This is a genomic window from Bacillus cytotoxicus NVH 391-98 (assembly GCF_000017425.1).
Classification (GTDB): domain Bacteria; phylum Bacillota; class Bacilli; order Bacillales; family Bacillaceae_G; genus Bacillus_A; species Bacillus_A cytotoxicus.
Map to the genome: position 1 here is coordinate 3679141 of NC_009674.1, position 18841 is coordinate 3697981.

Here is an 18841-nt window from a genome sequence, read left to right on the forward strand (position 1 = left end):
CAGTATAGTTCACTTTCTAAGTAATCTTCTATTACTATAGACGTTCTCTCACGAGATTCTCCCCATATGTAACGACATTCACAATCACGCGTTATTTCCCATATCACAATAAAAGGAGTCTTATTATAATCTATATGTATGCTCCTTTCTGCTACTTACCGCCATTATAGAAAGCACTTCATGAAACATGTGTGAGCTATTTCACTGCATCTTTATCTTTTTTCCTTTATAATGAGAATGACTATCACTAATATTAGGAGTGTGCTACATGTCAAAGGAATTTGAAGATAAGATATATGCAAACTTGGAAGCTGTGATTGATCCTGAATTAGGCGTTGATATCATCAACCTTGGTTTAGTATATGATGTTACCGCTGACGAACAAAATAACGTTGTTATTACTATGACAATGACTTCTATCGGTTGCCCGATGGCTGGGCAAATTGTATCCGATGTAAAAAAAGTACTATCAACAAATGTACCTGAAGTAAATGAAATAGAAGTAAATGTTGTTTGGAATCCGCCTTGGTCTAAAGAACGTATGTCCCGTATGGCAAAAATCGCTCTTGGCATTCGTGACTAATGTACAAAAGACCTGACTCAGCTAAGTCAGGTCTTTTCCCCTATTATTTTACGCCTACTGACTCATAAGCTTTGTCTACAGCTTGTACTGCTTTAGAATTTTCACCATATAAATCTTCAGCAGATTGCAGAGCAGCTTGACGCATCATTTTAAAATCAGCATTTGCAGTTAAATATTTCGTAAGCGCATGATAGTAAATTTTTTCTGTCGCTTCGCGGCCAATGCCAGTTACTTTTACACCGTAATGCTCTCCGCCCTCAGAAACTAAATATGCCGCTTTATTATTAATACTACTATTAATATGAACACCACCGTTATCATATGGTCCTACATAGCGTTTGCTATAATGATCTGGATACCCTTCACCTGGCTTTAACGGATTTGGAATCGAAGCTGGATCTTTCAGAGAACGAAGCGCATCTCCTTCAATATCAGGCGTGTAAATATCAGCCCCTATATCCCAGTTTTTCTTCTCAACCATAACACCCATAATATCCGATATCGATTCGTTCAATGCACCTGATTCATTTTGATAAACTAAATTCGCTGTATATTCTGTTACAGCATGTGTTAATTCATGACCAATTACATCTAATCCTGCAGATAATGGAATAAATGTTTTTCCATCACCATCACCATATACCATTTGTACGCCATTCCATGCCGCATTATTCCAAGCCTCACCTACGTGAACAGCTGAAATGAGCTTTGCACCTTTATTATCGAAAGAATTGCGATTAAAAGTCTTTTTATAATAATCATATACTTTTCCGGCATTTACATGTGCGTCAACTGCAGCTTTGTCCTCAAAGAACTTAGATTTACTCTCTATTTCTTCTCCTGTATAACCAAACCATTGTGATAAAATTATAAATATATTCTCGTCCATATTTTTTGCGTCAAATGTATGAACACCTTGCCCACGTTTCCCATCAAACAAGTTATATACACCTGTTTTCTCATCTTGAGCAATTTCAAATGATGCTTTGTTTCCTAATACACCGTATCCAAATCCTGTAATAGAATCGATTGCATTATATTTCTCAATCACATTTCCATTTGTTGCATCAATAAAATAATGCCAATATCCTGGAGCTGGTTTGGAAATAGATGCTTTTACAAGATAAGTAAGATAGTAGTTCCCGTCTTTTTCATACACATATAAATCTTTTTTTACACCATCATATTGATTCACTTTTCCAATTTCTTTTTCAATATTTTTCTTTGCAATGTTTACAGCTTGTTCATCCGTAATGCTCGTTGCAGTCGGAATATTTTTATCCTCTAAATTTGGAATGACTTGTCCGAAAAAAGCCTTCACATTATTTTCTTTATCAAATGTGATCGTTTGATCTGAGCCATACACAGGAATGTCATTATATTTCTCAACTAGCTTAATATGAGTTGTCTCCGACTTCTCATCTTTTTCTTCCCCAACAATCTTGAAATGTTTTTCTACATTTCCGGCTAATTTGAACATTGCTTTCTTACTCTCTAAATATTGAAAGACAGATTCTTTTTTATCTACTCCTTCTGGTGCTTTCCATTCTTCCCCTATGTAAGCAGGTGTTTTAAATTTTGGGTGATATTGAATTTGTTCTTCTGCCTGTACGTTTGATGTCCCGAATTCCCCAAAAATTTTTTGACACTCTTATACACTTCAAAAAAAGGAAAATATATCCTTTTGGAAAATATTGAGAAATAATTTTCTTACAATTTCATCCAAAACAGCAAATCAAAAGAAGTAGCGCATCTTTTTCATGCCCTACTTCTTTTGATAAGTAATAACTCTTATTGTTTTTTCATTTCAATCACCAAATAATGTGACTGCTCTTTTGCTTGAATATAAATGTCCTCCTCAACAACTTCCGCTGCATCTCGCATGACAAGTGTTTCATCATTTACAATACCGCTTCCTTCAATTTGTATAAGATAAACTTGACGTCCTTCATTTACAGGGAAACAAATCTCTTTTCCTGCTTCTAATGATAAAGAATATATATTTGCATCTTGGTGAATGGTAATTGGTGCATCACCATCAACTGAGGACACCATATGGAACCATGTATTTTCGCGTTTATTCCAATCAAATTTAAACTCTCCATAGTTTGGCTTATGGCCAGCATAGTCTGGTAAAATCCAAATTTGTAATAGACGCAATGTTTCATTTCCTAAATTATGTTCACTATGAAATACCCCTGTACCAGCACTCATATATTGAACATGCCCACGCTCAATTGTACCGCGGTTTCCCATACTATCTTGGTGCGTTAGCGCTCCATCTACAACGTAAGAAATAATCTCCATATCACGGTGTGGATGCATATCAAATCCTGTTTGCGCCGCTACTAAATCATCATTAATAACGCGAAGCACTCCGAAGTTCATATTATTTGGATTATAGTAGTCTGCAAATGAAAAATGAAAATGTGTATGTAACCAACCGTGATTTGCTCTTCCCATATTTTTATGATCAATTTTTCGAAACATATTCTTCACCTCATTTTATCTCATATTCGAGATATTTTCTTAAAATTTTTTATTGTAGCTTTCGAAGTAATTCTAATAATTGTCGCTGTTCCTTATGATTTAACTTTCCAAACTGTTCCGCTTGAAATGTTTCTTGCGGTGGAACAGTTTCTTGATATAACGCTCTTCCCCTTTCTGTTAACGAAAGATATTTCGTCGCCCCTTCCCGTTCCCGCTGAATCCATCCTGACTTTTCCATCTTGCTTAAAAGTTGCGTAATATTCCCTTTCGTAACAAATAACTTCTTTCCAAGTTCCCGCTGTGTTAATCGTTCTTGTCCACCAATTTGAGCTAAAACATCAAACTGTGCAGCAGACAAATTCCATTTCTTTAAATGCTGATTTGTTTCACGAATACTTTTGTTATAAAAGCGCGATAAACGGAACCATAATAGTAAACCTAGTCTATCTTCTGTTTTCATTCCATCACCTCGCTCATTTCATATCATTAGTTTAGAACTAAACTTTAAAAATGTCAAATACTAAAATTTAATAAGTAAAAAGCATAGTAGACTTGATCACTATGCCTTAGTTTATTTTCCCTCTTATATATTCATTCATTTTTCGTTCAGCAAATGTACGAGCATCTCTTTCTATCCATCGTCGTTCATATGCCTCGTTATCTATATATAAAACATTCTGTTCCTGTTGCATAGAGTGTCGAAACTCATGTAACAACGTTTTGAGCACTTGTTCATATTGTTCCCACCTGCATATAAAAATGAGTCTTTTTTCTTTATGATAAAAGCCGTTCAAAGGAAATAAAAATTCTTCTTCCTCTTCTCCTAACATGAGAAGAACTTCATTCGTCTCACACGTATCGCAAAAAATAACAGGAATTTCACGCTTCTCAATGAGTGAAAAAACATCATTTTTCACTTGTTGAATATCCCAAGGAAATTCTGCATCCAGCACGTACCAATTTCCAGCTTGCTGATGCACATTTTGAAACTGGAGTTCCATCTTCCTCCATTCCCCTTTCTATATTCCCTTTTTCTATATATATGCCACCACAAGAAGAAAAATAAACATATATTCCTATATAACATTACATCTCATTCAAAAATCTTTTAAAATATTGTTTCAAAGGCTTGATTTATACCAATTACTAATTTATAATTATTATAAATTAGTAATTGGTATAAAATAATAACTCAAAAGGAGATGGATTATATGAATACACAAGTAATCGAAGTATTAAATAAACAAGTAGCAGACTGGAACGTACTATTTACAAAACTACACAACTTCCATTGGTACGTAAAAGGACCTCACTTCTTCGTCCTACATGAAAAATTCGAACAATATTATACAGAAGCAGCTGAACACATTGATGAAATCGCAGAACGGATTTTAGCAATCGGCGGCAAACCAGTAGCAACAATGAAAGAATACTTAACACGATCTTCTGTTCAAGAAGCTTCTTACGGAGAAACTGCAGAAGGGATGGTTGAATCAATCTTGAAAGACTATGAAATGATGTTAGACGAACTCAAAAAAGGCATGGAAATTGCTGAAAATGCAAACGATGAAACAACATCTGACTTACTACTCGGCATTTACACAGAACTAGAAAAACACGCTTGGATGCTACGTGCATTCTTAAATAAATAATGCCCCGCCCTAACGGATCCGGTTCTTCCGTATAGAAAGTGCTCTTTCCTTTCTCTTCTGTAAGAACCTTAGACACAAGAGGCTTGCCACCGCAACTAGATATTCTAACCGCTAGGTCCCGAAAATACACTTAACAATGAAACGCCCCCAAATTTCAGAGGGCGTTTCATTGTTATTCATATTGACACGAATTCTGCTGAAAAGTTCTTTTCTCTCTTCTAGCTTATTTCTCTATATAAAAATGCATGTTAAAAAACATGCATTTTTGAATTCATTATTTACGATAATTGTTTCCACTTATTCCCCATTACAGGGCGCTGGTAATTTTTCAAATGGCGCAATAATTCTTCTGCATCATCTGCTGAAACGATTAATTCTTTATTAGATGGATTCATAAATCCTTCTTCTGCTGCACGATTTACCATTTGCAAAATCGGCTCATAAAAATCTTTCACATTTAATAAACCAACTGGTTTATCATGAATTCCAATTTGCGACCAGCATACGACTTCAAATAATTCTTCAAACGTCCCATATCCACCAGGTAACGCAATAAATGCATCTGCAAGTTCTCCCATTTTCGCTTTACGTTCATGCATTGTTTCTACTTCAATGAGTTCTGTTAACCCTTCATGAACAATCTCTCCACGAAATAACCCACGAGGCATAACACCTGTAACACGTCCACCTAGACGTAACACTTCATTCGCTACTTCTCCCATTAATCCTACACATGAGCCGCCATATACTAGTTCATAATGATTCTGGACAAGCATTTTTCCAAGCTTAATAGCCTGCTCTTTAAATTCAGGTCTCTCTCCTAAGTTCGAACCTGCAAATACACAAATTTTTCTCATACCTACACCCCAAAGCTATATATTGTTATGATACAATAAACATTGTACAACATATTGAGGGGATGAGAAAGAATTGAATATAGTTGAATTTCAAAGATGGGTCGAGGAATTTTATAAAAAACGAAACTGGTTACAATATAATGCCTTTATTCGCTTAAATTTCTTAACAGAAGAAGTAGGTGAAGTTTCCCGCGTTGTGCGTGCCATTGAAATTGGAAGAGATCGTCCTGATGAACAAACAAAAGGACAAGAAGAATTAACACGAGAACTAAAAGAAGAACTTGGAGATGTACTAGCGAACCTTATTATTCTTTCACAGAAATATGACCTTGATTTACAAGATATTATGCAGGCACATGTCTCAAAGCTTTCCAAAAGGTTCGAAACATCTAAATGAGAATACACCAAATCGAGTAGGAGAAGGTGATTAACCTCCGACCTCCCGTATACATCGGTTCAATTCAGTCTGACGAATCAGTGAATAGCTGCTACGTAAGCTTTTAAGCCCTAAACAATTCAAGAATGAATTGTTTAGGGTTCTTGCTAAGATTGGGCTATTAGAAATTCTCCAATATTTCTTCCGCTATTTCCTCATTCGTATGCTTTGGGAACTCCTAATGATCGTAATTCCTTTATGCTTATCTTAGGCGTTTTCCATTGTTTCCATATAATCATACGAAGTCAGATTCCCCCTAATTTTGGACACATACTACCCTTAACCCATTGTTTCAAAGAATTTCTCTTTCTTTCCAGATAAGGCAAGAAAAAATACGCCTCATACTCGAACTTCTTTGATTTTTCACTCTTCTATTTAAATTCGTCGATACAATTCATTTGGTGATAAACCAAAAATATAAGAATGGATCGTTGTTGTAAAACTCAATATATAGTTACTTCTTGATAAGCGTCTACATATGTTTGAAACATGCATCACTTCAAACATTCGTATGACTCGATATGGGCATTCATATGTGGTGTCTTCGGTGGAATTCTCCCATGCAAGATTCACAAATGGGGCATACTTTTTCAAATACATTCGAAATAAATGATGAACCATTGTCAGTACGAATCACAGGTTTGTAGTCCGTTTCAAATTATTCCCGCTTGAATCGAACCCTTTGTACAAGATGACCAACGTCTTCGCTTGGACATTGTAAACCAATATGATAACCAATGATAGAACAATCACACACATCGATAATGGATAGAATATAAAAGAAAGGAATCGAACTTAAATAGGCAAGTGGATATACAAACACAATTTCTACAAAACAAAGTTGAGAACGCTCAAAAAAAGTGCATACATATTCTTCTGATGAAGATATGCATACACTTTTCTATGTTAGATGGGAAAAGGCAGTGTAATGCTGAACATTCAGCATTACACTGCCTTATTTCTTAAAGCTTGAAGTGGGATGAGGCATAAAAGGAGCTTTTTGCCCCCCCTTGGAGGCGAGTTCGACTTACACAACAAAAACACTTGAGTAACATAGTAAAACAAAATTATCACTTTAGAAAGAAATGAATCCATTCTTTCTAAAGTGATACATATGATGAAAAAAGGACTTTTTACTTTATGGAACCAATCTGTCCAAAATCAAGTAAAGTTCATTCATCAACTATTGAGAATAGCTGCATAATAATAAATCTCATTAGAAATCTATATACTTCTTTCAAGTGGATGTATTCTTTGCATCAGACTCTGTTTGCCGCTCTATTTTGTCTTCAGCAACTTTTAACTTCTTTTCCAATTCTGTTTTTTCTTTTTCCCATGTTGCTTTGGCCGTCATTAGCTCCTGAAACTGCTTGTCTTTCCTCTCCAGTTGCTGTTTCAGATTTTCTGGCCCTACTTGCAACTGATCCATTTGAATTTCCGACTGGTCTTTTTCATCTTCCTTTTGTGTTGAATTTAGTGGATATCCCTTTGTATAAATTCTATAATGTTCATTAAATCTCCATCTGTAAACCTCGATATAGTATCTATTGCTAGGTGATACCCAGATATTATAATCCTTCTCCTCCGTAGCTACTTCACACGGCGTCTTCCCAAAAGTGCTCGGACATGCGGCTTTCCACACCCGCTTCTCTTTGTTTAACAGCGTGTAACGGTTTCCGCCGTTATATAATGTGTCGAAGCGCTTCCCGTCTGAGAATAAATTGATTTGATATGATAGGTAATCATCGTTTTTAAAAGTAATGTGAGTTGCTGTTTCAGCTTATCTGAGTCCTCTTGCAGAGTTTTAACCCGTTGCTTCTCCTGATTGTTTTCTTGGGCAGCTTGATCTAACGTTTCATGTAACCAATTAATGTATTGTACCTTATTTTCAATGATTTGATTGGCTTGTCCAATTTTGTTATTCGCATTCTGTGCGAATTCATCAAATTTTTTCTTTAAAGTATCGAAGGTATTGACAAATTTCGGCACATTTGTTTGGATTTCGGTTACATCCTCTTTCAGCTTATTTAAATGTGTATCTCCTGTCCATCCTGTAATTAGGCTCGTGGCCAATATGCCCAGCATCATTTTTTTCAACAACAATCGTATATTCCTCCTCGCCTAAATGTATTCATTTAGGTGACTGCTTAAAAAACATTTACTTTATTTGGTGCTCCCGGACGACGCTTACCTTTATCTTCGTTATCTGTAATTTCAGGTAATGATGGATCTAAGTCTTTTACCGCATTCTCTTGGATTGCTTGCTGCACGTTATCCAGCACCTCTTTTAATTTATCAGCGATGTCTTTTGCAGCCGCTTCCGTATTCACATTTGCTTCCGTCAAGCTCTGACGTAATGCGGTAATCTCATTTTTAATTTGCTGAATTGAATTTTTGTCCTGTCCGCTTGTTCCATCCTTTTCTAGAAGCCCTCGAATTTTTTCTAAAAGGTCTGTTGGTTCTTTGAGGCTCTCATCTGTAATTTCCTTCATTAAGGCAGTGACATCTCCTGTCTTGTCATTTCCTACTATTTCCGTAATTTTCTCTTCTAGTTCTTTTTGTTTATCTATATTCAGCTTATCCTTTTTTAGGTTGTCAAAAAGGGTACCGATTTCGTTTTTGTGTTTGGGCTTTATTACCAGATCTTCTTTATGTTCTTTGTCGATTTCATCTGTTGTAATCATCACAGTAGCTGTTCCCGCAATAGATGACCCAACTAGTGTGCCCGTAAGAACAATTCCTTTTAAAGTTCCTAGTACCATTGTTCCATCTCTCCCTTATCTATTTTTTATCAGTTCGAATGATTAGATTGTTTGGAAAGATTGAATTCGCTTGCAACTTTCCCCTAATTCCAAAAACACCCTTGGGAACGTATTCACCATGCGAATTTAATGAGTAACCTAGAGAGGTGAATTTTTTGAATTTTATTGAAATAAAGGAGGTATTTCTCGGGGATTACCAGCGTTTCAAATGACCCTTTTCGTCTCAATCTCCTTTTTTCATATACAGAAGTGAGAAGGAGAAGATGATTGGAATCAAACATCATCCGTTCATGCTATATTATCTATTGAAATGCCATGAGGAAACAACTCGTCTTTTTTCTTTTGTTAAAGGAATTTATACACTATTTATCCTCTTAAAATATTTTTATACTGAGAAAATAAGTGAAAGGAGGAAACCACAATGGCTAAAAAACAACTTCATTGCGCATTCTTTTTTCTAAGTATGTATTCTCTTTTTTCCGCATATTGTTCAAGCTCATGTTAAGCGGTTTCCACATGCCCCCCCAGAAAAGGTACCTATGGAAAAACATTCTACAACCATTCTTCCTTGTAGTTGTATATTATTTCTTAGGTTTGTTTCTTTTGTTGCTGTTGTATCATGCCTTTCTTACCTTATAAGCGATAAGCATTTACAAGAACTGCTTTCATAAAGGGAAACAGGCCGTTTCATTCCGTATCCTTTAGGGCATGCATTCAATGTGGTACGAATCCACTGAAAAATCTGTATTTTATATATATATTCCTCTTTTTCATTTAGAAGCTTCAAACTTCTTTTTACATTGGCAATGAATATCACCTGTACTCTCTATTTTTTGCTTCGATTTTTTAACATTCTCCAGCTCAATGTTTTAATTCTTCTATTTAATGAACAATAATATAAAGTATTTACCAGAAGGATTATGTCTAACTGTAGCATGTAAAATACGTCCCTTAAAAAATTATTTTATTCATTTCCCGTACCTCACTTTTATCATTGTTTCCCTTATAAAGAGGAATGCGTGTAAAAATAGACAAAACCCCCGAATCATGGACTTTTTAAGTATCCACGATTCGGGGTACAGTTCAATTAATATAAAAATAGACCCTTTTAATCGAATAAATATTATACTATGATTTGTTACCTTGATACTAGATGTAGATTTTAACATATTTATCATTTTTAAAGATATTTTATTTTTGTAATCCATTAATAATTGTATCTGTATTCCACTTCATCATTTTTAAGTAAGTATCTCCATCCTTACCTGGCTTACCAAGTGAATCTGTGAAGATTTTACCAGCGATTGGTACATTCGTTTCTTTTGAAACAGTTTCCATACTACGTGAATCTACACTTGTTTCCACAAATAAAGCTGGAATCTTTTTTTCTTGAATTAAATTTACAACGTCTCGAATTTGATCTGGAGTACCTTGGTTCTCTGAATTAATTTCCCAAATATATCCTGTTTGCATTCCATATGCTTTTCCAAAGTATTTAAACGCACCTTCACTAGAAATTAAGTAACGTTTTTCTTCAGGAAGCTGCTGGATTTTTCTTACTGTCTCCTCATGCAGTTTTTGAAGTTCTGCTATATACTCTTTCGCATTTTTAGCGTAGAATTCTTTGTTTTTAGGATCTTCTTTCATCAATGCTTCTTTCACATTTTTAGCATAGATAATACCATTTTCAATATTCATCCACGCATGTGGATCTGTTTCTTTTTCTAATCCTTTTGTTTCTAAATAAATCGGCTCTACACCCTTACTTACTTTATAAACAGATGCGTCCTTTCCTGATTTACCTGTCGTTTTTAATAGTTTTTCAAACCATGAATTACCTTCTTCTAAGTTTAAACCATTGTAAAACACTACATCAGCATCCTTCATTCGCATCACATCTTTGGGTAGCGGATCATATTCATGAGGATCAGCCCCGATTGGAACAAGACTATGAATCTCAACTTTATCTCCACCAATTTGCTTCACCATATCATATATAATTGAGTATGTAGTTACAACTTTTAATTTTCCACTCCCCTCTCCCTTCCCATTTGTGTTACTAGAACATGCAGTTAATCCAAATGCGAAAATACAAAGTATCGAAAAGAAAACATTTTTCAATTTCATCTTTATCCTCCAATCCATTATGACAACTCTGCTCTATTTTTTCTCATTTTGATAGCTCTCCAAAACAAACCTTGTGACGGTGAGAAAAAGAATGCTAATCCGAATAAGAAGGTTGCAACAAGAACAATCGCTGCACCTGAAGCAAGATTATAAGAGAAACTAAAATATAACCCTACTACAGATGAAAATGCACCAATACCCGTAGCCAAATAAATCATAATCCATAAACGGTTTGTTAATAAATACGCTGTAGCTGCTGGTGTGATTAACATAGAAACAACCAGAATAATCCCTACAGTTTGAAGTGAAGCAACTGTAACCATCGTAAGAAGAACCATTAATCCATAATGTATGAGCTTGTTTGGCAATCCATAACTTTGTGCCATTATCGGGTCAAAAGTAGATACCAGTAGTTCTTTATAAAATAGAATCACAAGACCGATAATGATAATTCCAATAACAAGTGTCATCCACATATCTGAAGAACGAACTGCTAAGACATTTCCAAATAAAATGTGGTACAAATCCGAACTACTCTTCATAAAGGTTATTAAGATAATCCCTATAGCAAATACAGATGTAAACATAATCCCAATTGCCATATCCTGTTTAATACGACTATTTTGGCTTACAAATCCAATTCCTACCGCAGTAATGACCCCTGTGAAAACCGCACCTATGAAGTAGTCCATTCCAAACATATAAGAAAGTGCTACTCCTGGAAGGACGGCATGTGAAATGGCATCCCCCATCAATGCCATACCTCGTAATATAATAAAGCATCCAATTACACCACCAATAATTCCCACCATAACAGAAGTTAATAAAGCTTTCTGAAGAAAACCGTACTGCATGATTGCATCTATAAATTCTACAACCTTCATGATGAGTATACCTCCGGTGACTTATTGAAGAATATTCCTTGATTCACATACGCTTTTGACAGAATAGTCGGCTCTAACACTTGTTGCACTTCTCCGTACTGAATGAAGCGTTTATTCAATAATAGTAATTTATCAAAATAGGATTCTGCTTTACTTAAATCATGATGTACAACAACAATTGTTTTTCCTTTTTTACGTAATTCTCTAAGAATTTTAATAATTGTCTCTTCACTTGTTACATCAATTCCAACAAATGGCTCATCTAAGAAAAATACCTCAGCCTTTTGTGCTAATGCTCTTGCCAAAAAGACACGTTGTTGTTGTCCACCTGACAGCTCACCAATTTGGCGATTTTTAAACTCTTCCATTCCAACTTTTTTTAAGCACTCAAATGCCCACTCTCGATGCTCTTTCTTCGGTCTTTTCATCATGCCTAAAGATGGATACGTCCCGATTAACACGACATCTAAAACGGTAATCGGGAAATCCCAATCTATATCACTTCTTTGTGGTACATACGCAACACGCTTTCTAGCGCTTCGAATATCCTCTCCAAGAATTCGAACATATCCCTTATCATTTGGGATTAAATCTAAAACAGCTTTCATTAAAGTAGACTTTCCCGCTCCGTTTGGGCCAATAATTCCAACAAGCTTTCCCTTTTCAATATCAAAAGAAACATTCTCAACCACTTGATTCCCTTGATACGATACAAACAAATCTTTTACAACTACAGCTCCAGCCATTTTTTTATGTATTCCCCTTCCTCTTTCGCACAGGTAAATATTTTGCACGAGGGCAAACTTTAGACAAAAATACATTTTGCTATAAATATAAAATGTATCTTGATTTTATTTTCCTTAAGGAAACTTTTTTGCTTAAATCAAATTATATAGAATTGACGCAAGTTTGTAAACATAATAACTAGCAAGCTGAGATTCCGAATCACTATGAAAGAGAATCCTCCTTTTCTCTTTATAAGCATGTTTGACTTGCTAAAAGAATGCGGAATGAAATGACCTGTTTACCTTTATGAAAGCAGTTCTTGTAAATGCTTAACATGAGCTTGGACAATATGCGGAGAAAAGAGAATACATACTTAGAAAAAAGAATGCGCAATGAAGTTGTTTTTTAGCCATTGTGATTTCCTCCTTTCACTTATTTTCTCAGTATAAAAACATTTTTACACGAGGATAAATAGTGTATAAATTCCTTTAACAAAAGAAAAAAGACGAGTTGTTTCTTCATGGCATTTCAATAGATACTATAGCATGAACGAATGATGTTTGATTCCAATCCCCTTCTCCTTCTGTAATGGAGAATACGTTCTCAAGGTTTTTTGAAGGAAAAGGGCGAGCGATGTACAAGCACATTCAAATTTTCTAACAAAAATTTAAAAAACAGATAAGGGAGAGATGAAACAATGGCATTAGGAACTTTAAAAGGAATTGTTCTTATGAGCGCATTAGTTGGGTCATCTATTGCGGGAACAGCTACTGTGCTGAAATGGACTGGTGATGAAAAATTAAAACAAATGCAACTAGCAATGGAACAAGCAAAACAAGAGGTTGTTAAGGCGAATCAAAAGTTAAAAACTGTTTTTGACAAATTTACTACGTTGAAAACCGAAGCGGATAAGAAATTAAACGATGCAAATACAACTATCGAGGATAAATTAGAGTATATCAATTGGTTAGATACGGAATTGACAGCCATCGAAGACGCGATTAAGGGCTTTGAGACAACATTTGAGGAAAAAGATCAAATCATAGAAGAGTTAAAGCAACTAAAAGATTTGGATCAAACTAAAAAAAACGAATTACAAAAACAAATTGAGAATTTACGGAAGAACTTAGAGGACAAGGGCATTTTAACGGAAAAACAAAAAGATAGAATTGAAAAGTTAAAAGAATTACTTAAAAAAGAGCAAGATCAGATTACAACAGGGGATATCGACAAAGTGACGCAGATTATGGAAGAAATCGACAAAGAACAGAAGGAAGATCTGCTAGTAAAGCCGGAAGACAAAAAGGAAATCGATAGCCTTTTTGAGAAAGTGAAAAAGGATACGAAGGATATAACTAGCCAAAAAGAACTAGAAGAGAAAATTACGAAAATAGTAGGAAATGACAAGACAGGAGATGTCACTGCCTTAATGAAGGAAATTACAGATGAGAGCCTCAAAGAACCAACAGACCTTTTAGAAAAAATTCGAGGGCTTCTAGAAAAGGATGGAACAAGCGGACAGGACAAAAATTCAATTCAGCAAATTAAAAATGAGATTACCACATTACGTCAGAGCTTGACGGAAGCAAATGTGAATACGGAAGCGGCTGCAAAAGACATCGCTGATAAATTAAAAGAGGTGCTGGATAACGTGCAGCAAGCAATCCAAGAGAATGCGATAAAAGACTTAGATCCATCATTACCTGAAATTATAGATAGCGAAAATAAGAGTAAGCGTCGTCAGGGAACACCAAACCAATAAAAAAACAAAATAGAGTGGATATTTTTTAAGTAGGAGGAAATGATGTGCTTCTTCATCACCTTCTTCTCTCACACCTTTCTTTCATTTGTAAAGGATGAGAGAAGAAGGAATTTGGAATTTTATTTGATAGTGAAAAATATGGCATTTTGTAAAGTCGTCACTTGAATGAATACATCTAGGTGAGGAGGAATATATGTTTGTTGTTGAAAAAAATAATGCTGGGCATATTGGCCACGAGCCTAATTACAGGATGGACAGGAGATACACATTTAAATAAGCTGAAAGAGGATGTAACCAAAATCCAAACAAATGTGCCGAAATTTGTCAATACCTTCGATACTTTAAAGAAAAAATTTGATGAATTCGCACAGAATGCGAATAACAAAATTGGACAAGCCAATCAAATCATTGAAGATAAGGTACAATACATTAATTGGTTACATGAAAAGTTAGATCAAGCTGCCCAAGAAAACAATCAGGAGAAGCAACGGGTTAAAACTCTGCAAGAGGACTCAGATAAGCTGAAACAGCAACTGAAGAGCACAGAGGATAAGTTGAAGGAATACAAAAAACAAATTGACACATTACTACTAGAGCAAGAGCTTGTTAATTTATACGAAAATGGGAGCCTTAGAGAAAGCGTGGATCAAGACACGTTAGATCGGCTACGGGATAAAATTAATCAATTCGGAACAGAACAGAAAGCACAGTTACTAAAAAAGTGGGAACAGGCACAAGTATCTTTCTTGAAAAACCTGATTCAAAAAGTGGAGTACATTGATGGTATATTATACATTACTTTTAAAAACGATGATTACCTAAATTATGGGATTTATTTATACCGAAACGGTAAATATCACGGCTCCATAAAATTTGACCCTACGTATGGCTGGATCTCAAAAGACAAGAACGTACAGATCAACGAATCGACGCGGACGTTCTCATCTTGTAGGTTAACGATGACCAAGTGTGAGCAGATGATATCCCCTACGGATGATTACCATATCGAAGTTGCCAGACTTTATTGGGATGATACGAGAATTGTTTATAGGGAAAATTATATAGTTTATAGGAAGGGAGATTCACTAAATTCAACACAAAAAAAAGATGAAAAAGACCAGTCGGAATTTCAAATAGATCAGTTGCAAGGAGGGCCAGAAAGTCTGAAACAGCAACTGGAAACGAAAGACGAGCAGATTCAGAAGCTAGAACAAGAAAAGCAAAAGTTAGAAACCCAAATGAATCAGTTGCAAGGAGGGCCAGAAAGTCTGAAACAGCAACTGGAAACGAAAGACGAGCAGATTCAGAAGCTAGAACAAGAAAAGCAAAAGTTAGAAACCCAAATGGATCAGTTGCAAAGGGAGCCAGAAAATCTGAAACAGCAACTGGAAATGAAAGACGAGCAGATTCAGAAGCTAGAACAAGAAAAGCAGAAGTTAGAAACCCAAATGAATCAGTTGCAAGGAGGGCCTGAAAATCTGAAACAGCAACTGGAGAGGAAAGACAAGCAGATTCAGGAGCTAATGACGGCCAAAGCAACATGGGAAAAAGAAAAAACAGAATTGGAAAAGAAGTTAAAAGCTGCTGAAGACAAAATGGAGCGGCAAACAGAGTCTGACGCAAAAAATACATCCACTTGAAAGAGGTATATAGATTTCTAATGATGAATGAACTTTACTTGATTTTGGACAGATTGGTTCGGTAAAGTAAGGTGTCCTTTTTTCATCATATGTATCGCTTTAGAAAGAATGGATTCATTTCTTTCTAAAGCGATGATTTTGTTTTACTATGTTACTCAAGTGCTTTTGTTGTGTAAGTCGAAATCGCCTCCAAGGGGCTGTTCCAAAAGCTCCTTTTATAACTCACCCCCCACGGGGAAAATGTATTTTCTCCGTGGGGGGTGTTGTGTTTTCGATTATCTTTCGCTTGATATAGATTTGCGCTCCTTCATCAGACCAAAGACTTTGTTTTGCTTTTACTTCTTCATACGGTTCTGATGCAAAAAATCTGTCAAACATCGATTTAAAGCTTTAAGAAATAAGGCAGTGTAATGCTGAATGTTCAGCATAGTACACTGCCTTTTCCCATCTAATATAATATTGTTAGATGTATGATGTTTCCAATAAAACATACCAAAGCTTTTTGTTGGGGGTAATGAAGATGTTTGCATCCTATTTAATGCAAGTTTTATGAATACTACCTGCATATAAAATGATTATAATATGCGTTTCTTATTTTTTATACATTCTATTTTTACCTTTACAAAGGTAAAAATAGAAGCACAACTGGTTTTGTAATCGTTCGTCTTACTCCATTAAAGTTTTTACAGCATGATAGGGTTGGTTAACGCCTACTGAACGCCGTACACTTAGATCCGAACGAGTTTTACACAGCATTCCTTTTTCTACAAGTTGTTGAACTGGAGAGAAAGTTGCTTCTGCTGTAAACCTTCCTGTGAGCCATGATGTTTTGTTAACAATTGTTCATCAAACAAATATATAATTAAGATGTAGCTATTACTCTCTAAACTATTATTGTTTTGCAAATATTCCTATTTCATAAAAATCTCGTTCTTGAAGTATCGGTGATACATAAACAATAGAGTTCCAATTCGTTTCTAAGGGTATAGTAGTAATAATAAAATCAATATCTAGATTTTCCATATTCCCCTGAAAAATCTTTGCATTTCCTTCTACAAATTCTAATTGATTACCATAACGTTTATTAATACAACTCTTCATATATTCTTCCCAACTCTTACCTTCACCTGTAATAAGCAATACTTTTTTTTTGTGTAGGTTATGTTGTTTTCCTGTCGCTATAATACGCATAGTCACCTTTGCAAATTCTTCGTCAGGAATATCTGTTAATCCCATTTCTTTCCCCCATTTCGTATATGCTCGTTTTACTAAATCAAACGTTTCTGGATAATGTTTCTTTATGTACTTACACGTATCTTTTTCTGGCGCTTTTATTCTAGGTAGAAATTTCAGTATATGATAGGTCTGCCTACAATACTCAACTATCCCATAGACAAAATCATCACTATTGGCTAGTTCTATTTTTAGTTCTTGTTCCAAGAGACGAATGAAATCGTTTACACATTTATAGAATATTGTTTTTCCTTCTTTATACAATAGTAGTTCTTCTTGTTTCAAGGTATTCCCACTATTATTTATATATCTCGATAACTTAACAACTATAACCAACAATACTTGCTCTTCTATATTTAGAGGTCTATTTTTGTTCACCTTGATTATATTTTTATCCTCAAATATTTTTTTATAATGTATGGATTCTACTGTGTGTTTAACAATCCATTCACTAAACTTTACTTTATGTCCTTGTTTTATTCGTTTAAAAAGAATTGTTATAATAAAGGCTAATCTTCTTTTATCATTAGAATAAAATATAATATCTAATTTTTTTTCAATATCATGTACGTAATCCATCAATACTTCTTCTTTATATTCTGTAAAGGGCCATTCTGTATCGGGAAAAGCTTCCAAGTAACGCTCAGAAAACATGAATATAATTTGAAATTCATCCCCTGAAATCCTTAATGGCTTTTTTTCTAAACATAAACCGAATTTTTCAATATACCTACTGACTCTTTTTAGTACATCATTAGTCGAGGTAACAGGGAGATATAGTCTATCAGCTAAAGAGGTCACTGTATTGGCACGTCCCTCTAATAATTGTTGAAGCGCTAAAAACGTTAATGATTTCTTCAGGAGATTAGAAGTTGCTTCAGTAATTGATTGATTCTGGGATAAAGATAATTTTACACCTTTCCCTTTTTTGGAACATATGACTATATTTTTGGGTAATAAATCATTAATAATTGATATATCTTTTCGAATGGTTTTATTTGAACAGTGTAGTTTACTTCCCAATTCCGCCAGCGTAAACCATCGCTTTTCCTCAACAAGAATATTTAAGAGATTAATTTTACGTTTAATATCTTTTTCCATGATTATCTCCTTTTACTATTAATCGAGTCTAATCTTTCATGAACTTTTTTGTTAATCATTTATAAACTTGTTTAAATCATTACATATATTTAAATTTAATAACTTAAATATATTAAGCAAATATAGCTGCAATGTTAGCGGCTGTTATGGGTCTTCCTCTCCTCTCTCTGCAGATGTTATAATAAGAGAACGTAACTCTTTGTTAGCACTTGCAAACAAGACACTAGACAGAATATTCCGACACTCCTCCCTGAAAATCCAGGAGTTTGATTCTTCACAAACAGCAGGATATAAAATTTTTTATCGCATCATTGGAAATCTCACCCTCCTTTTTTTATAAGCGGGAATATTTCACTATTCATTAGGTTTGTCTTTATATTTAATTGTTTAAAGCTAGCTAGCCAACCTAAATTTCATACACATGATACGAATTCATATCCAAATACATAATACTAAATACCCCCCCTACATTTTTTCAATATTTTTCTCTTGTTACAGGAATTTTTCACAACGATAAAAATCAATATTTAATATATACTTAGAAAAGCGAACACCATCGATTATTCATAATCATTTGACAGGAATGCA

At 34.8% G+C, this 18841-nt stretch carries 17 protein-coding genes and 1 pseudogene; 5 read left to right on the forward strand and 13 right to left on the reverse strand.

All coding sequences use genetic code 11. The annotated features are described in order from the left end of the window. The first annotated feature begins 268 nt into the window (after nt 1–268). Entirely contained in the window at nt 269–583 is a 315-nt protein-coding gene (locus BCER98_RS18295) for a metal-sulfur cluster assembly factor (RefSeq protein ID WP_012096071.1), read from the forward strand. 43 nt (nt 584–626) lie between these two features. Here BCER98_RS18295 and BCER98_RS18300 read toward each other — a convergent pair whose 3' ends face one another. From BCER98_RS18300 to BCER98_RS18315, 4 genes are all read right to left on the reverse strand, one after another. Next, entirely contained in the window at nt 627–2222 is a 1596-nt protein-coding gene (locus tag BCER98_RS18300) for a M4 family metallopeptidase (RefSeq protein WP_081428413.1), read from the reverse strand. Between the two features lie 152 nt (nt 2223–2374). Beyond that, on the reverse strand, nt 2375–3073 hold the full coding sequence (locus BCER98_RS18305) for a pirin family protein (RefSeq protein ID WP_012096073.1): 699 nt from the start codon (nt 3071–3073) through the stop codon (nt 2375–2377). Between the two features lie 49 nt (nt 3074–3122). Continuing rightward, entirely contained in the window at nt 3123–3533 is a 411-nt protein-coding gene (locus BCER98_RS18310) for a MarR family winged helix-turn-helix transcriptional regulator (RefSeq protein ID WP_012096074.1), read from the reverse strand. A 106-nt stretch (nt 3534–3639) separates the two neighbouring features. Further along, entirely contained in the window at nt 3640–4074 is a 435-nt protein-coding gene (locus tag BCER98_RS18315; RefSeq protein WP_012096075.1) for a DUF3920 family protein, read from the reverse strand. Nucleotides 4075–4284: 210 nt separating this feature from the next. Here BCER98_RS18315 and BCER98_RS18320 point away from each other — a divergent pair, with 210 nt between their 5' ends. After that, complete coding sequence (locus BCER98_RS18320; RefSeq protein ID WP_012096076.1) at nt 4285–4725, forward strand: Dps family protein; 441 nt, start codon at nt 4285–4287, stop codon at nt 4723–4725. 278 nt (nt 4726–5003) lie between these two features. On the opposite strand, the gene BCER98_RS18325 is transcribed toward BCER98_RS18320, so the two are convergent. Next, complete coding sequence (locus BCER98_RS18325; protein WP_012096080.1) at nt 5004–5582, reverse strand: LOG family protein; 579 nt, start codon at nt 5580–5582, stop codon at nt 5004–5006. Nucleotides 5583–5655: 73 nt separating this feature from the next. Here BCER98_RS18325 and BCER98_RS18330 point away from each other — a divergent pair, with 73 nt between their 5' ends. Then, nucleotides 5656–5979, forward strand: coding sequence for a MazG nucleotide pyrophosphohydrolase domain-containing protein (locus BCER98_RS18330; RefSeq protein ID WP_012096082.1), 324 nt, complete (start codon nt 5656–5658; stop codon nt 5977–5979). 1276 nt (nt 5980–7255) lie between these two features. Here the strand turns inward: BCER98_RS18330 and BCER98_RS18335 are convergent. The 6 genes from BCER98_RS18335 to BCER98_RS18365 form a co-directional block, all read right to left on the reverse strand. Next, nucleotides 7256–7660: a hypothetical protein gene (locus BCER98_RS18335; RefSeq protein WP_012096083.1), complete on the reverse strand. Its 405-nt coding sequence runs from the start codon at nt 7658–7660 to the stop codon at nt 7256–7258. 14 nt (nt 7661–7674) lie between these two features. After that, nucleotides 7675–8121, reverse strand: a complete 447-nt coding sequence (locus tag BCER98_RS18340) for a hypothetical protein (protein WP_012096085.1) — start codon at nt 8119–8121, stop codon at nt 7675–7677. A gap of 44 nt (nt 8122–8165) precedes the next feature. After that, nucleotides 8166–8780: a hypothetical protein gene (locus BCER98_RS18345; RefSeq protein ID WP_012096087.1), complete on the reverse strand. Its 615-nt coding sequence runs from the start codon at nt 8778–8780 to the stop codon at nt 8166–8168. Nucleotides 8781–9971: 1191 nt separating this feature from the next. Further along, a complete protein-coding gene (locus BCER98_RS18355; RefSeq protein ID WP_012096088.1) occupies nt 9972–10907 on the reverse strand; it encodes a metal ABC transporter substrate-binding protein in 936 nt (311 codons plus the stop codon). 17 nt (nt 10908–10924) lie between these two features. Beyond that, nucleotides 10925–11791 carry a metal ABC transporter permease gene (locus BCER98_RS18360; RefSeq protein WP_012096089.1) on the reverse strand — a complete coding sequence of 289 codons (867 nt, stop codon included), beginning with the start codon at nt 11789–11791 and terminating at the stop codon, nt 10925–10927. Further along, nucleotides 11788–12537, reverse strand: coding sequence for a metal ABC transporter ATP-binding protein (locus BCER98_RS18365; protein ID WP_012096090.1), 750 nt, complete (start codon nt 12535–12537; stop codon nt 11788–11790). The genes BCER98_RS18360 and BCER98_RS18365 overlap by 4 nt, the downstream gene beginning before the upstream one ends. Before the next feature lie 677 nt (nt 12538–13214). Here BCER98_RS18365 and BCER98_RS20470 point away from each other — a divergent pair. Further along, nucleotides 13215–14279 (forward strand): hypothetical protein, encoded by a 1065-nt coding sequence (locus BCER98_RS20470; protein ID WP_012096091.1) that lies wholly within the window; start codon nt 13215–13217, stop codon nt 14277–14279. 197 nt (nt 14280–14476) lie between these two features. Further along, nucleotides 14477–15919 carry an AAA family ATPase gene (locus BCER98_RS18380; RefSeq protein ID WP_012096092.1) on the forward strand — a complete coding sequence of 481 codons (1443 nt, stop codon included), beginning with the start codon at nt 14477–14479 and terminating at the stop codon, nt 15917–15919. Nucleotides 15920–15936: 17 nt separating this feature from the next. Here BCER98_RS18380 and BCER98_RS23850 read toward each other — a convergent pair. Next, nucleotides 15937–16099 (reverse strand): annotated as a pseudogene (locus BCER98_RS23850) (IS6 family transposase); the annotation flags it as partial. A gap of 711 nt (nt 16100–16810) precedes the next feature. Continuing rightward, nucleotides 16811–18253, reverse strand: coding sequence for a BglG family transcription antiterminator (locus tag BCER98_RS18385; RefSeq protein ID WP_012096093.1), 1443 nt, complete (start codon nt 18251–18253; stop codon nt 16811–16813). Nucleotides 18254–18841: the final 588 nt, after the last annotated feature.